General features: G+C 69.3%; 12 protein-coding genes. 9 read left to right on the forward strand and 3 right to left on the reverse strand.

All coding sequences use genetic code 11. The features are described from left to right. Nucleotides 1-146 precede the first annotated feature (146 nt). Genes AB0F43_RS23955 through AB0F43_RS23995 form a run of 9 tightly spaced genes read left to right on the forward strand, consistent with a single transcriptional unit; the run spans nt 147 to nt 7324 of the window. Nucleotides 147-872 carry a metalloregulator ArsR/SmtB family transcription factor gene (locus AB0F43_RS23955; RefSeq protein ID WP_360482036.1) on the forward strand — a complete coding sequence of 242 codons (726 nt, stop codon included), beginning with the start codon at nt 147-149 and terminating at the stop codon, nt 870-872. Further along, nucleotides 869-2281 carry a Fe-S cluster assembly protein SufB gene (sufB, locus tag AB0F43_RS23960; protein ID WP_360480778.1) on the forward strand — a complete coding sequence of 471 codons (1413 nt, stop codon included), beginning with the start codon at nt 869-871 and terminating at the stop codon, nt 2279-2281. The genes AB0F43_RS23955 and sufB overlap by 4 nt, the downstream gene beginning before the upstream one ends. Continuing rightward, on the forward strand, nt 2281-3483 hold the full coding sequence (gene sufD, locus AB0F43_RS23965) for a Fe-S cluster assembly protein SufD (RefSeq protein ID WP_360480781.1): 1203 nt from the start codon (nt 2281-2283) through the stop codon (nt 3481-3483). Before sufB ends, sufD begins: the two co-directional genes overlap by 1 nt. Then, nucleotides 3480-3818 (forward strand): non-heme iron oxygenase ferredoxin subunit, encoded by a 339-nt coding sequence (locus AB0F43_RS23970; RefSeq protein WP_360480784.1) that lies wholly within the window; start codon nt 3480-3482, stop codon nt 3816-3818. The genes sufD and AB0F43_RS23970 overlap by 4 nt, the downstream gene beginning before the upstream one ends. Before the next feature lie 24 nt (nt 3819-3842). Continuing rightward, the gene (gene sufC, locus AB0F43_RS23975; RefSeq protein WP_360480787.1) at nt 3843-4604 is read left to right on the forward strand and encodes a Fe-S cluster assembly ATPase SufC; all 762 of its coding nucleotides are present in this window, start codon (nt 3843-3845) and stop codon (nt 4602-4604) included. After that, nucleotides 4601-5857: a cysteine desulfurase gene (locus AB0F43_RS23980; RefSeq protein ID WP_360480790.1), complete on the forward strand. Its 1257-nt coding sequence runs from the start codon at nt 4601-4603 to the stop codon at nt 5855-5857. Before sufC ends, AB0F43_RS23980 begins: the two co-directional genes overlap by 4 nt. A 6-nt stretch (nt 5858-5863) precedes the next feature. Then, nucleotides 5864-6322 carry a Fe-S cluster assembly sulfur transfer protein SufU gene (sufU, locus tag AB0F43_RS23985; protein WP_360480793.1) on the forward strand — a complete coding sequence of 153 codons (459 nt, stop codon included), beginning with the start codon at nt 5864-5866 and terminating at the stop codon, nt 6320-6322. Between the two features lie 22 nt (nt 6323-6344). After that, nucleotides 6345-6698, forward strand: a complete 354-nt coding sequence (locus AB0F43_RS23990) for a metal-sulfur cluster assembly factor (RefSeq protein ID WP_360482039.1) — start codon at nt 6345-6347, stop codon at nt 6696-6698. Beyond that, on the forward strand, nt 6695-7324 hold the full coding sequence (locus tag AB0F43_RS23995; protein ID WP_360480795.1) for an acVLRF1 family peptidyl-tRNA hydrolase: 630 nt from the start codon (nt 6695-6697) through the stop codon (nt 7322-7324). Before AB0F43_RS23990 ends, AB0F43_RS23995 begins: the two co-directional genes overlap by 4 nt. On the opposite strand, the gene AB0F43_RS24000 is transcribed toward AB0F43_RS23995, so the two are convergent. The 3 genes from AB0F43_RS24000 to AB0F43_RS24010 are packed head-to-tail and all read right to left on the reverse strand — an operon-like array spanning nt 7306 to nt 15577. After that, complete coding sequence (locus AB0F43_RS24000; protein ID WP_360480798.1) at nt 7306-7866, reverse strand: hypothetical protein; 561 nt, start codon at nt 7864-7866, stop codon at nt 7306-7308. The genes AB0F43_RS23995 and AB0F43_RS24000 overlap by 19 nt on opposite strands. Next, entirely contained in the window at nt 7866-8390 is a 525-nt protein-coding gene (locus AB0F43_RS24005; RefSeq protein WP_360480800.1) for a hypothetical protein, read from the reverse strand. The genes AB0F43_RS24000 and AB0F43_RS24005 overlap by 1 nt, the downstream gene beginning before the upstream one ends. A gap of 26 nt (nt 8391-8416) precedes the next feature. Then, nucleotides 8417-15577, reverse strand: a complete 7161-nt coding sequence (locus AB0F43_RS24010; protein ID WP_360480803.1) for a hypothetical protein — start codon at nt 15575-15577, stop codon at nt 8417-8419. Nucleotides 15578-15662: the final 85 nt, after the last annotated feature.

A 15662-nucleotide genomic window follows, 5' to 3' on the forward strand; every position in this document is an offset into this window, starting at 1 on the left:
GGACCGGAGTGACCTCGCTCACGGTCCGGGTCGAAGGCCCGCGTGAGCGCGGGGTTGAGCGGGAACCGGTTAGGGCACCCTTATTTGAAGGGCCCCGGGAATTACGCGACACTGATGTTGTGAAAACTCCTGCGACGAACGGACCGGTGCCCGCGGGCGCCGCCGTGACGCGGGACGAGTCCACCCGGGACCGGGTTGCCCGCTCGATCCTGACCAACGGTCCGTCCAGCGCCGCGGTGCTGGCGGAGCGCTTGGAGCTGACCCCGGCGGCGGTCCGCCGGCACCTCGACCACCTGCTCGAGGAGGGCCTGGTCGAGTCCCGCGAGGAGCGGGTCTACGGCCCGCGCGGCCGGGGCCGCCCGGCCAAGGTCTTCGTGCTGACCGACAGCGGCCGGCACGCGTTCCACCAGGCGTACGACGACCTGGCGGCCACCGCACTGCGGTTCATCGCCGAAGCCGGCGGTGACGAGGCGGTCGCGGAGTTCGCCCGGCGCCGGGTCGCCGAGGTGGAGCAGCGGTACCGGGAGCTGGTCGAAACGGCTCCCGAGAACAAGAAGGCGGAGGTGCTCGCCCAGGCGCTCACCGCGGACGGCTATGCCGCCTCCACGGCGAAGGCCGCGCACGGAGAGCAGCTCTGCCAGCACCACTGCCCGGTCGCGCACGTGGCCGAGCAGTTCCCCCAGCTGTGCGAGGCGGAGACCGAGGTGTTCGCGCGACTCCTCGGCAAGCACGTCCAGCGGCTGGCCACCATCGCCCACGGCGACGGTGTCTGTACGACACATATTCCAGCGCACATCCCCGGCCCCCAGCCGGCTAGTGCTGCTGCCAATGCCCCTGTATCCAACGGCGAATCTGCGAGGACTGCACGATGACGCAAACCGCTCACCCCGAACTGGAAGGCCTCGGCAACTACCAGTACGGCTGGGCCGACTCCGACGCCGCCGGCGCGGTCGCCAAGCGCGGCCTCGACGCCGACGTCGTGCGCGGTATCTCCACCCTCAAGAACGAGCCGGAGTGGATGCTCGACCTGCGGCTGAAGGGCCTGAAGCTCTTCGACCGCAAGCCGATGCCGTCGTGGGGTGCGGACCTGTCCGGGATCGACTTCGACAACATCAAGTACTTCGTCCGGTCGACCGAGAAGCAGGCCACCAGCTGGGACGAGCTGCCCGCGGACATCAAGAACACCTACGACAAGCTCGGCATCCCGGAGGCGGAGAAGCAGCGCCTGGTCGCCGGTGTCGCCGCGCAGTACGAGTCCGAGGTCGTCTACCACCAGATCCGCGAGGACCTGGAGGCCCAGGGCGTCATCTTCCTGGACACCGACACCGGCCTGAAGGAGCACCCGGAGCTGTTCAAGGAGTACTTCGGCTCGGTCATCCCGGTCGGCGACAACAAGTTCGCCTCGCTGAACACCGCGGTCTGGTCCGGCGGCTCGTTCATCTACGTCCCCAAGGGCGTCAAGGTGGACATCCCGCTGCAGGCCTACTTCCGGATCAACACCGAGAACATGGGCCAGTTCGAGCGGACCCTGATCATCGTCGACGAGGACGCCTACGTGCACTACGTCGAGGGCTGTACGGCGCCGATCTACAAGTCGGACTCGCTGCACTCCGCGGTGGTCGAGATCATCGTGAAGAAGGGCGCCCGCTGCCGCTACACGACGATCCAGAACTGGTCGAACAACGTCTACAACCTGGTCACCAAGCGCGCCACCTGCGAGGCCGGCGCGACGATGGAGTGGATCGACGGCAACATCGGTTCCAAGGTGACGATGAAGTACCCGGCCGTCTACCTGATGGGCGAGCACGCCAAGGGCGAGACCCTGTCGGTCGCGTTCGCCGGCGAGGGCCAGCACCAGGACGCCGGCTCGAAGATGGTGCACAACGCGCCGTACACCTCCAGCTCGATCGTGTCGAAGTCGGTGGCCCGCGGTGGCGGCCGGACGTCGTACCGGGGCCTGGTCGAGGTGGCGCCGGGGTCGCACCACAGCAAGTCCACGGTGCGCTGTGACGCGCTGCTGGTCGACACCATCAGCCGCTCGGACACCTACCCGTACGTCGACGTCCGCGAGGACGACGTGGCGATGGGACACGAGGCGACTGTGTCCAAGGTCAGCGACGACCAGCTCTTCTACCTGATGAGCCGGGGCATGGCCGAGGACGAGGCGATGGCGATGATCGTCCGCGGCTTCATCGAGCCGATCGCCCGCGAGCTCCCGATGGAGTACGCGCTGGAACTGAACCGACTGATCGAGCTGCAGATGGAAGGGGCCGTCGGCTGATGACCGCGAGCGAAACCCTGGTTGCCACCGGCAATCGGGCGCACTCCCACGGGCCGGGGTCGCCGGTCCCGCTCCAGGCCCGGAGCGAGCGGCCGACGTCGTACGACGTCGCCGACTTCCCGGTGCCGAACGGGCGCGAGGAGGAGTGGCGCTTCACCCCGGTCAAGGCGCTGAAGGCCCTGTTCGCCGACGAGGCGGGCACCGAGACCCCGAAGATCGACGCGTCCGGCCCGGACGGTGTCGTGTTCGAGACGGTCGCCGCTGATGCGGTCAAGATCGGCAAGCCGCAGGATCGGCCGGCGGCCGTCGCCTGGAACCACGCGGCCGAGGCACTCGCGGTCCGGATCCCGGTCGAGGCCGAGCTGACCGAGCCGGTGCACGTGAACGTCGCCAGCCTCGGCGCCCGCGGCTTCAGCCACCTGATCGTGGACGCCGGCCGGCACAGCCGCGCCATCGTGATCATCGATCACACCGGAGCAGGCGAGCTGGGCAGCAACGTCGAGATCGTCGTCGGCGACGGCGCCGAGCTGCGGGTGGTCAGCATCCAGCAGGGCGACCACGAGTCGCTCCACGTCGCCCAGCACGACGCACTGGTCGGCCGCGACGCCAAGCTCCACCACGTGGTCGTCACACTCGGCGGCAAGGTCGTCCGGATCGCCACGAACGTCCGGTACGCCGGGCCTGGCGGCGACGCGGAACTGCTCGGCGTGTACTTCGCCGAAGCGGGCCAGCACCACGAGAACCGGCTGTTCGTCGACCACGAGGCGACCCACTGCAAGAGCAACGTGCTCTACAAGGGCGCGCTGGCCGGTGACAACGCCCGCTCGGTGTGGATCGGCGACGTGCTGATCCGGGCCGCGGCCGAGGGCACCGACACGTTCGAGCTGAACCGGAACCTGGTGCTCACTGACGGCGCCCGGGCCGACTCGGTGCCGAACCTGGAGATCGAGACCGGTGAGATCGAGGGCGCCGGGCACGCGTCCGCGACCGGCCGGTTCGACGACGAGCAGCTGTTCTACCTGCAGGCCCGCGGTATCCCCGAGGACGCGGCCCGGCGGCTGGTGGTGTCCGGCTTCTTCAACGACATCATCGGCAAGATCGGCGTGCCCGAGGTGGCCGAGCACCTGCACGACGTGATCGAGGAGAAGCTGGCCCGGACCGCGGAGCTGAGCGCTTCGGCCAAGGCGGTCATCGGGCAGTGAGCGACACGTTCGAGCGCGCCTGCGCCGTCACCGACGTACCGGACGAAGGAGTCGTCCCGGTGGAGGTCGGTGGTGTCGAGGTGGCGGTCGTGAAGAGCGAGGGACAGTTCTTCGCGGTGCGGGACGAGTGCTCGCACGCGCAGATCCAGCTGTCCGAGGGTGACGTCGGCGACTGTGAGATCGAGTGCTGGCTGCACGGGTCCCGCTTCGACCTGCGCACCGGCGAGCCGACCAGCTTGCCCGCGTACGACCCGGTGCCGGTGTACCCGGTCCGGCTGGACGGCGACGACGTACTCGTCGACGTGAAGAATCCCCTGAATCAGGCATCCCTGTAAAGCGACGGAGATAGAAGAACCCTCATGGCGACACTCGAGATCCGCGACCTGCACGTGTCGGTCGACACCGAGAACGGCCCGAAGCAGATCCTGCGCGGCGTCGACCTGACCATCGCCGGTGGTCAGACGCACGCGATCATGGGCCCGAACGGTTCCGGCAAGTCCACGCTGGCGTACTCGATCGCCGGCCACCCGAAGTACAACATCACCAGCGGCACGGTGACGCTCGACGGCGAGGACGTGCTCGACATGTCCGTCGACGAGCGCGCTCGCGCGGGACTCTTCCTGGCCATGCAGTACCCGGTCGAGGTGCCCGGCGTGTCGGTGGCGAACTTCCTCCGGACCGCGAAGACCGCGATCGACGGCGAGGCGCCGAAGCTGCGGACCTGGGTCAAGGACGTGAACACCGCGCTGGCCGACCTGGAGATGGACCCCGAGTTCGCCCAGCGCAACGTGAACGAGGGCTTCTCCGGTGGTGAGAAGAAGCGGCACGAGATCGTCCAGCTGGAGCTGCTGAACCCGAAGATCGCGATCCTCGACGAGACCGACTCCGGCCTCGACATCGACGCGCTGAAGGTCGTCTCCACCGGGGTCAACCGGTTCGCCCAGCAGGGCGACAAGGGTGTCCTGCTGATCACCCACTACACGCGGATCCTGCGCTACATCAAGCCCGACTTCGTGCACGTGTTCGTCGACGGCCGGGTCGCCGAGGAGGGCGGGCCGGAGCTGGCCGACGAGCTCGAGGCCAACGGCTACGAGCGGTTCCTGAAGGCAGGCGCGAAGTGACCGACGCCCGGACGTTCAGCAGTCCCCTGGACCTGCAGTCGGTCCGGGCGGACTTCCCCATCCTCTCCCGTGAGCTGGCGAACGGGTACCCGCTGGTCTACCTGGACTCAGCCAACTCGTCGCAGAAGCCGCGCCAGGTGGTCCAGGCGCTCGAGGAGCACTACCTCCAGCACAACGCGAACGTCGCCCGGGCCATGCACCAGCTCGGTGCCGAGGCGACCGCGGCGTACGAGGGCGGCCGGGACAAGGTGGCGGCCTTCATCGGCGCGCCGTCGCGGGACGAGATCGTCTTCACCAAGAACGCCTCCGAGGCGCTCAACCTGGCCGCGCACACGCTCGGCGCGTCTTTGAAGCCCGGCGATGAGGTAGTGATCTCCGAGATGGAGCACCACAGCAACATCGTGCCGTGGCAGCTGGCCTGTGAGCGGACCGGCGCGACGCTGAAGTGGTTCGGCGTCACCGACGAGGGCCGGCTCGACCTGAGCACCATCGACGAGCTGATCACCGGCAACACCAAGGTCGTCGCGCTGGCCTGGGTCTCGAACGCGCTCGGCACGATCAACCCGATCACCGAGATCGCCGCCAAGGCGCACGCGGTCGGCGCGACCATGGTCGTGGACGCGTCGCAGGCGGTGCCGCAGTTCCCGGTCGACGTCTCGACGCTCGGTGCGGACCTGCTGGTCTTCACCGGCCACAAGGTGGTCGGCCCGACCGGTATCGGCGTGCTCTGGGGCCGGTACGACCTGCTCGCGTCGTTGCCGCCGTTCCTGGGTGGCGGCGAGATGATCGAGGTCGTGCGGATGACCGGTTCGACGTACGCCGCACCACCGGCCCGGTTCGAGGCCGGTACGCCGCCGATCGCGCAGGCGGTCGGTCTGGGTGCGGCCGTGGACTACCTGTCCGGGATCGGAATGGACAAGATCGCCGCCCACGAGCACGCGATCGTCGAGTACGCGCTGGAAGGTCTGAAGACCGTTCCGGGGCTGACGATCCTTGGCCCGACCGAGGCGATCGATCACGGTGGCGCGATCAGCTTCGAGCTGGACGGCGTACACCCGCACGACGTGGCGACCGTGCTGGACACCCGCGGTATCGCGGTACGGGCCGGGCACCACTGTGCGCGGCCGGTGCACGAGCGCTTCGGCGTGCAGTCCTCGACGCGGGCATCCTTCTACCTCTACACGACGCCGGAGGAGGTCGAGGCCCTCGTCGACGGTCTCGGCTTCGTCCGTTCATTCTTCAAGGTGGCCTGACCGCTTATGCAGCTGGACTCGCTGTACCAGGAGATCATCCTGGACCACTACCGCAGCCCGCACCACGCGGGCCTGGCGGAGCCGTACGACGTCGAGGTGCACCACGTGAACCCGTCCTGCGGGGACGAGGTCACGCTCCGGGTCGAGCTGGACGGCGACACGGTGACCGGCGTGACGCACCAGAGCGTCGGCTGCTCGATCAGCCAGGCCGCGACCTCGGTGATGACCGACCTGGTCATCGGCAAACCGGTCGCCGAGGGGATGGCGACGTACGAGAAGTTCCTCGAGCTGATGCAGGGCCGGGGGAATGTCGAACCCGACGAAGAGGTTCTGGAGGACGGCGTCGCGTTTGCCGGCGTCGCGCAGTTCCCGGCCCGGGTGAAGTGTGCACTGCTGGGCTGGTCGGCCTGGCGGGACGCGACCGCCCAGGCCCTGGCCCGCAACGAAGGAGTGAGCAATGGCTGACCAGACCGACGAGAAGATCGAGCTGCCCGAGGTCGACCTGGCAGCGGCGGCTCAGTCCGGCACAACGCCGGCCAAGGTCGAGGATGTCACCGAGGCGCTCAAGGACGTCGTCGACCCGGAGCTCGGGATCAACGTGGTCGACCTGGGCCTGATCTACGGCATCACCGTGGACGACACCAGCACCGCGATCATCGACATGACGCTGACCTCGGCGGCCTGCCCGCTGACCGACGTGATCGAGGACCAGACCCGGATGGCGCTCGACGGCCTGGTCAACGACTTCCGGATCAACTGGGTCTGGATGCCGCCGTGGGGTCCGGAGAAGATCACCGACGACGGCCGCGACCAACTGCGGGCGCTCGGCTTCAACGTGTGACCCGCGTCGTTTCGGTTGCCCCGGAGCGGTTGGACAGGTGGCTGACCGGCTTCGGTGAGCGCCACGGCGCGACGTCGTACGACGTGACGCAGACGACGGTGACCGTGTCCGCCGAGGACGGATCGATCGCCGTCGTCGACGTACCTTTCGCGCCGCTCGAGGCCCTCACTCGTGAGGGCCTCGTTGCGCATGTGCTGGCCGATCATCGGCTGGGGGTGCTGTTGGTACGGCGTGGAGGCTATGGCGCCGGCGTGTTTGCCGGTGGCAAGCTCATCGACTCGAAGGTCGGATCACGTCACGTGCAGGGGACGACCAAGGCCGGCGGCTGGTCGCAACAGCGGTACGCGCGCCGCCGTGACAACCAAGCCCGCGAGGCGTTCGCCGCCGCCACCGAGGTCGCCGTACGGATCCTGGCTCCGGCGCGGCTGGATGCGTTGGTGTGCGGGGGAGACCGGCGGGCCGTGGACACCGTGCTCGAGGATCCACGGTTGGAGGGCTTGGTGGGATTGGTCCGGCCGCCGTTCCTCGGCGTACCGGATCCCAAGCAGAAGGTCCTTGAGCAGGCCGGTGTGGACGCCCGAGCGATCCGGATCGAGCTGACCGATCCTCAGGACGACTCGCCGTAGAGGGCGCGGAAGTCGTCGAGGGTGCCCCGGTAGTACTCCAGGTCGTCGGTCAGCTTGCCGCGCGTGACCAGCTCCGGGTTCCGGGCCCGGGACTGCCGGCCGAACTCGGTCCAGACGCCCTCGTCCGGAACCACCTCGGCACCTTCGGGCAGGAACTTCAGCGCCTCGGTGACCGCATCCGCGGCGAGCTCCCAGTTGAGCTCGACGGTGTCCCGGTCCTGATCCGGGCCACCGGTGTAGGCCATGTCCGCCTCGAGAGCCCGGCGCGCGTACGTCGCCGCCACGACGGCCCACTGCGCAGCGTCGACCAGCTGGGACACGCCCAGGCCGTAACGTGCCCCGATCATGCGGGACGCGTCCTCCGAGGCGTACGGGATCGCGATGTCGCCGGCCGGCGACGCGAGCGTCCAGGCCTCCTCGCCCTCGGTCAGGTTCTCGCCCGGCACGATCGGCGCGGGCTCGGTGGCCGGTGCGGCCGTGTCGGCGGCCATCGCCAGGCTCACGTAGACCTGCGCCTCGGCCAGCGTCCTTGCGGTCAGCATCAGTCAGCTCGCTCCTGTTCTCCGACGTAGGTGTCGCGGACCGCCAGCAACCGGTCCAGCCGGAACCTGCCGGGCTCGGCGTCCCGAACCGCCCGGCCCTGCGGTGTCCAGAACTCCTCCTCCGGTACGGCGTCCTGCCCGGCCGGCACGAACTTGATCACCTCGTCGACCGCGGCCCGGGCGACGGCGAGCACTTTACCGGCCTCACCGGCGTCGGTGGGGACCTCGGCGACGGCCTGGTCGGCCACGTCCATCCACTGGCCAGGATCCAGCAGCTCCGACGGTTCCGGACCGCCGAACGTCGGCCAGCCGGCCGCCTTGGTCTCGCGCGCCGGCAGGCCGAACAGATACTGCCGTTCCACGCCGCAACCGGGACAGGTCCCGGCGTAGCTGATCGCCAGCTCGCCCTCCACGTCGGCCAGGCCGTACTCCCACGGCGTGTCGATCGAACCGCAGTTGGGGCAGGGATGCAGCTCCAGATAGAGGTGCGCCTCGTCCCTGGTGCGCGCCACCGCGAACGCCATACCGTCCCTCCGGTCCTGTTGCGTGCTCACGGACCCGCGAGCGAGGGGCCGCTCGGAGCCGGGGTGATGGCCCGTCCACCGATCGACGGCTTCTCACCCTGGCCGGTTGCCGGGGGAGTCGTCTGGCGCGCCGTCGTGGCGTAGTCGAGCCCCTTCAGCACCGAGCTCGGTACGCCGCTCTGCTCGAGCGCGCTCGCGACCCGGCTGTTGAAGTTGCCGTCCGGTGGCATCGTGTTGAACAACTCCCGCAGATCGACCCGTTGTTCGGCCATCTGCACCAGCCGCCGGTCGAGCTTTCCAAACGCGGTCGCATAGCCGCCATCGGCGTCACCGGCCAGCCCGACCCGCTCGACGTTGCCGTTCTTGTCGAGGACCGGGATCGCCTTGTAGAGCCGCTCCGTGCCGTCGGCCTCCTGAACCGCCAGCACCACGGCGGTCTTGTCGGCCCTGGCCTTGTCGATCGCGGCCAGCAACGGCTGGTACGGCTGGTGCTCGTTGTGGGTCGCGCGCAGGTCCGGCTTGCCGAACTTGTCCGGCATCGCCTGCAGCCGTCCGCCTTCCAGCGAGACGTCACCGCTGGCCTCCCGCGTGCGGAGGATCTCGAGGTACTCGTGGTACTGCATCCGCACGAAGTACTCACCCCGCGCGGCGTCCTCCAGATACGTGGACTTCTTGATCGCGGGATCGCCGCGGCCCTTGTCGATCCGCTCATCGATGGTGACGCCGTACACCATCGGGAACCGGACGGTGACCACGTCACCGTCGCGGAACATGCTGGTCTCGAACCGGGTGCCGGTCGCGTCGGAGGATTGTTCCTTGACCTGCTCGCCGACCGAGGCACTCACCGAGTAGACGCCGCTGTTGAGGCCACCGGTGGCGGTGACCGGGAGGAGCCGGTTGCCGGTAGTGGAGGTCTTGGCCTGGTGCTGACCACGCCGGACCAGTCGGGTCTGACCCGGAAGCGGCTCGGTGACCAGCTCGCAACCGACCGGCCGGGCGTTGATCCGCACGGCGAAGGTGGTCCGCCCGTTGCCGCGGCCCGCGATCGGTTCCAGCTTGAGACCGTCCGGCGAGACCAGGTGCTCCAACCTGGCTTCCATCGCGATCGGCGACAGTTGCGTGCCGATCGCCGTCTCGTGCTCGGCAAGGCCCCCAGGTCCGAGGACGTCGGGCCGGCCGAGGTAGCCGGTCACGGCGTTGAACAGCTCGTCGGTCTCGGCAGCACCCTCGCGGTACGGGAGCATCGCCTCGACGACGGCGCCCTCGGGCAGTTGCAGCGCGCGATGCTCGGGGTGGAGCGCCGCGGGGGTTTGCTGGACGTCCGGATCCGGAGCATCGCCGACCACCCCGCTCGGCACCAAGGGCGTGAACACAGCTCTCAGTTGCCGTGGCTGTGCGGCTGTCGTCTGCGCGGCCGGTGTCTTCCGGCTGAGGCGCCAACGCGTACTCGACATCGCCCCGGCGCCCCCGGCGTGGATGCGCACGACCTCGGTGGTGAAGACGATCCCGCGGGACACCGGGGTCAGCTCAGGGTCCAGGGTCCCGTACAGCGAGGTGTTGTCCACCCGACTGCCGGCCGCGACCTGGCGGGTCCGGTCGCTGGCGACGCTGCCGGACCCCGATGCGCCGTCGGCGTTCTCGGCATTGAGCCCGACGTTGCCGGAGTGGGTCGTACTGTGACCGACCGACAGCTCGAGTCCGTCGTAGCCGTAGTGCTGGCCGATTCGGATCGCAGGTACCTTGGGCAGGCCGGGGGTCCCGTCAACCGTAGCGGCGCCCTCGAAGGCGGCCTTGGTCGTGACCAGCAGTAGATCCGGCTGTGCCTGGCCCGGAACCGGGATTTCCATCGGGGGCAGGGTGTGGCCGCGGGGACCCAGCATGTTCTTCACGAGGACGTGGTAACTGTCCTTGGCGAGGGCGGATTCCAGCGCCGGCGTCAGCAGCGGGTCGGCCGCCAGCCATCCGGGGGCGATCTCCTCGATTTGCTCGTGGATCTGGGGAAGCAGGTCGGCGTCCTGCTCGGGCTGACCCTCCACCTTGATCTTGTGGGGCTGACTCGACGCCAGGGTCTTCTTGTAGTGGACCGGCATGCCGACGGGGCGCGGAGTGTTGGCCAGTTCCTCGGTCCTGTCCAGGGTGTCTGCGAGGCGCTCGTCCGGGGTCGGAGCGGTGGACTGCTCGACCTCGGAGCCCGCCAAGACCTTCTGGCTCAGGCGCTCGGCGGTGTGCTCGGCCGGCAGTCCGGCGGTGATGCCGTTCGTTTCGCGCTTGTACCGGCGGACGAAAGCGGCCGCGGTCCGCGGCGGCGGTTCGACCTTGTTGGTCAGGAACCGCTCGGCGACGTCTGCCGCGATCGGCACCGGCAGATTGAACTCCCCGCGACCGTAGAGCTCCAGCGCGGTGTACTCGGGGATGATCTTCTGCACCAGCGCGTCCTGCAGCGGCACGGTCTGGATGACTTTGCCGTCCTGTACGACGTCGGCCACGAGCCGGTGCCGTTCCAGCAAGTCGTAGTGGACGCCGGTGTAGACCAGCAGCCGTTCGTCCCCGGACGTTTGGCTCGTGCCGGTGGACTGCGACCGCCCACCGACTCTTCCGACGCCGACCTTGCCGCTCAACTGAGACTCGTCGGCATCGACCGGCCCGGTGGAAGCCTCGACCGGACCGCCGCCGGCCTCGCCCGAGACGCCACCCGAGGTCGCGGTCCCGGAGGTGAAGCCGGTGTCCACCATGGTGAAGTTGATGTCGGCGCTGTTCTGGTCGTTCATCTCGAGGAACGTCTGGCTGACCGGTTCGCTACGGATGACGACCTTGAACTGCTGCGGCAGCAGGGTCCGCTCTTCGAGAGCCTGCGCCGGGTTCGCCGGCGCCGGGGTGACGGTCAGCGGCACCTCGTACCGGCGCTCGGTGAGCCATTCGGTGTTGGAGAGCATGACCTCCGGCGACAGGTCAGTGTGCAGCATCATGTACGCGGTGGAGTCCGCGCGGAAGGCCGGTACGGCGCGGTACAGCCGGTCGGCCGGGTTGCCGGCGTCCATGGCCACCGCTTTCGACGCCCTGACCGCCTCCGGATGCGGTGGGGTCGGGTCGGCCTCGAACACCGGCTGCTCGGCTCGGGTCAGCGTGCTGTCGTAGGTGACCTTCATGCTGCCGCGGACGTCGGCCAGCGGTTCGGAGTCACCGTCGGGGGTGACCTCTGTGAGGGTGATCCGGACGCCCTGGCGGAGGTCGTCGGTCGAGTTTGTGGACTCGTGCAGCAACACCCGGCTGACCCGGCCGCCCACCGTCTCGCTGAAGTTGCGGATGAGGGCGTTCCGGCTCAGTTTCGCGCCGATCCGCGCGGCCCAGCCCGCCTGGCCCTCTTCCGGGCCGTTCGTGAGACCGACACCGGCCGAGACCGGCACTGAACTCGACCGGCCGACGAACCGCTGCAGGGCCCGGGAGCTGATCGCGAGCCGGGCGATGAACTTCGACGTCGAGGTGCCGGCCGGCTGAACGTCGTCGAAGTCCTGCGTGACGGACAGGCGGAAGTTGCGGCGCTGGGGTGCGTGACCGAGGCGGTGGTCGACCAGAGTGATCAGCAGGCCGGCCTGACACGCCGAGTTCATGCCGCCCACGATGTTGAAGTCGGAGAAATCCTCCATCACTCGGTCGTAGTTGGCCTTCTGACCGGCCCGTCGGCGATCCGACGGCCGCACGCCCCCGACGGGCTCGACGGGCTCGACGGGCTTGAAGTTTTCGTCCAGCGGTGGCACCAGGCCCATCTCGCTCAGCCTGGTCAGCGCCTGCTGGCGAGCCTCGTCGACACCTTCGAGCTCATCCGGCAGTGCCTTGCCCGTTCCACGCATCTGGTTCGGGCCGGTGCCGTGCCAGGGTGGCAGGGTCTGCGGGCCGGTCGGCGGTTCGGGATCGCCGGCCAGCAGGGCCCGTCCGTCCTGATCGAGCCGGATGGCGCCTTCCTCGTCGCGCAGTACGGCGTCCTTGCCGGCCGGTCCACCGGCTCGCAGCAACCGGTTCTGCGTCAGCCGCCCCTTCACCTCGCAGGTGCCGGTGACGACAACCGGCTCGGCGGCGGGATCCTTCCGGCTGGTCAGGATCGCCGTCACCTTGTGCGTAGTCAGGGTGCCCTGGGTTTCCTCCATCTCGCGGTCGACCACCGGAGTGATCGCCGTCGTACTCAGGTTGAGCCCACCTTGCCGGGAGACGTTCCGCCCGGCCGAAACGTTCGGGGACAGATCCGCGGTGGTGTCGCCGAGGTCGCTCAGTGCCGTCGGACTGGGCAGGTACGCCGGCACGGGCTGCGAAGGATCGGGATTGCCCGGGAAGCCGATCGAGGCCCCGCCGGTCAGCGAGGTGCCGGAGCTCCGGCTCGCGTTGACGCCACCGAAGTTGACCTGGACCTTCTCGTGTCCCGTCTCCCGGCTGGGCTCGCCGACGAGCTTGGTAGAGCTCCAGTCCGGCTCCATGATGAGGGTGAGGTCGTACGCCGACTCACCGCCGACCGGGATGGTCCTGCTGAGACCCCCGGGCTTGGCGAACTCTCCGAGCAGCCGGTACGGAGCATCGGTGATGCGCTGGTTGATGGCCGCGTACCCGATCCGGTCGATCGGACCGAGCTTCTCCCGGGCCTCGGTGACCAGCCGGTCGCTGATGCTCTGCAACCCGCTGATCCGGGTCACCGTCAGCCGGGGGAACTTGTCGTCCAGGTCGCCTTCGTGGCCGAGTTGCTCCAGCGTGACGGTCTCGGTCGGCGCCTTCACCGTGTACGGGCTCGGCACCCAGGTCAGTTGCTTTCCGGCGTCAACGGTCTTGACCGGTGACCACGGGGCGGTCGGCGAACTTCTGACCTGGATCTCGAACGTGGCGTCCCAGGAGTAGGGGAGTGACTCACCCTTGTGTACGTCGACCCAGCCGAGCTGGCCGTGCATGCTCGCGCCGGCGGTCTCGGACCGCGATTCACCGGTGCCGACGTTGAGTCCCGGCGCGAACACCTGGGAAGCGGCGTGCAGTGGACTTCCCGGTGGGGCGGCCGCCAGGAACGGCTGCAGGTTGACACCGTAGTTGACGTTGGTCGCGTGCGTGGCGGTGGTCGACTCGTTGTGGCCGCCCTCGCCGAGGGTGCCGGACATCTGCTCGGCGAGATCGTAGGTGAGACCGGTCTCCTCGGTGACGTTGCTGGCCACCACCCGGACCCGGTACTCGTGGACCTCGCTGACGTCGTCGGTGGGCCGGCCCTTGGCGGGGAAGACCATGCCGTCCGAGAACAGTCGGCGGTAGTAGGCGGCCGGCTCTGGGACCGGAGCCTCGGCGTCGATCTCGACGCCGTCGGGGAACATTTCGTTGATCTCTTCGACCGGCAGGTGCAGCGGCCGGTCGGTCGGCACACCCGACTCGAGGTGGTCGATCGGGAGCGCGTCGCGCAGGCTCGCCTGGTAGGTGCCGGTCCTGTCAGCGGCCTCCCGGGCCAGCTCGGCGATCTCGTCCGGCCGGTGGTCCGGGTCGTCGAGCCGCGCGAGCAGAGCCTGGTAGCCGGCCAGCGCCTGACCGGCGTCGTTCTGCGCCTGCCGGTAGGCATGCGACATCTCGGTGTGCCGCCGAGCCTTGCTGAACTCCTTCTCCGCGTCATCTCGCAGTCGGCGGGCCCGCTCCGGCGCGCCGCGGTCGTTGAGCTGATCCTCGCCTGCGGCCTGGTCCTCCTTGCTCGTCGCCTGGTCGGCGGCGTTCATCGCCGTAGTCGCCTTGTAGTCGGCCTTGGCCTCGAGGTCCGCGACGGCGGCCTCCAGGGACGCGATCTGCTCGACGACCTGCTGACGAAGGTGACCAGGCGTGTTCGGCTCCGGCCTGGCCTCGGCGACGGCTCGCTCGGCGGCGACACCGTCCGCAGCGGCACTCGGCGAGTAGATCGAGTCCCGCGCCCAAGGCAGGGCCGGCATGCTGCCGCTCCGCCACCAGATCGCCCCGGCCTGAAGGTTGAGGTCGCGTTGGAGCTCACCAAGAGTGCGCGGCCCGAGCGGGCGGCCGTACGCGGCGGTCTCGGCGCGAGCCTGCTGCCAGTCCCTGGACAGCTGCTGAAAGGCGGCGTAGTCAGCGTTGAGCCGCTGCTCGCGCCGCTCGGATCCGATCGCCGAACGCAGCCGGCCGAGGACTCCGCGCGGCCGGCCGGCCTGTTCCGCCTCCATCTGCTGCGTCATCTGGCTGAGGTGCCGGACCCAGACCTGACGGTACTGATGCTCAGGCAGCCCGGGTGAGATCCGCAGTACGTGCGGGTCCTGCGCGGTGCCCGACCGGCGCGTGCCCTCAGCGGCGAGACCACGGCTGGTCGGCAGGATCTCGACCCGGATGTGCTGTGGAGCGTCCCGTTGGGCGACAGTGATCATGGCCAGCCGGGACTGCTTCCCTTCTGCCCCGCGACGATTCCTCCGCTGCGGGTCGACGGCAGGCCGGCTGGTGACGACAGGCCGGCTGGTGACGGCCGACCCCAGGTCGACTTCGCTCAACTGGGTGAGAGCCGCCAATGCGGCCAGCTCGCTCTGCCCGGGATCCGCGGCCGGAGTGTTCCGGGTGTCCAGACCACTTCCGCGGACCACCCGCACGGCCGTCCGCCCTTGCCGCACTCCGACCGGTGCCCGGTGGCGCCCGGTACGTCGGGGAGCCGGGTCGGGCTGGTTCGCCGTAGCGAGGAGTCCGGCGTCGCGGCTGATCTGCTGCGAGGCGGACACGATCTCGGAGGCGACCGGCACCCGTGGCTCACCGGGCATCCGGGCGAGCCTCTCGGCCGCTTCGTCGGACTCGCGCGCCGCCAGCCGCAGCGCGAGGCGGAGCATCGCCTCGCCCTCGGCGCGACGCGATTGGTCCAATCCGGGCAGGTGCAGAAAGCGGTCGAGCGCATCGGTCGCGCCGGCCTCCGGGGACTCGCCCCGGGCCCGGGCGATCTCGGCCCCCAGTACGCCGACGGCCTCGGCGAGCATCCGGTCGTCGCTGACCCGGTCGGCCGCGCGGCGGGCGAGCTGCTCTTCCATCCGGCGCGCGATATGGGCGGGAAGGACATCGTTCCCGCCGGTCAGCCAGACCCGGCCGTCACGCAGCGGTACGGCCGTCGGCGCGACGATTCCCAAGGCGGTCCCGATCGACGCGCGGGCACGCGTCGCCGGATCCGGGGTGACACCAGGCGTCGTCAGACGACCCACCCCCTCCCGTTTCGTGTCTCGGTGACCACCAGTTGTCACCGAGACCAGTTGGTCCGGAACTTAGCAAACTCTCCGTTACTATCCA

The sequence above is a fragment of the Kribbella sp. NPDC023972 genome (assembly GCF_040639075.1).
Classification (GTDB): domain Bacteria; phylum Actinomycetota; class Actinomycetes; order Propionibacteriales; family Kribbellaceae; genus Kribbella.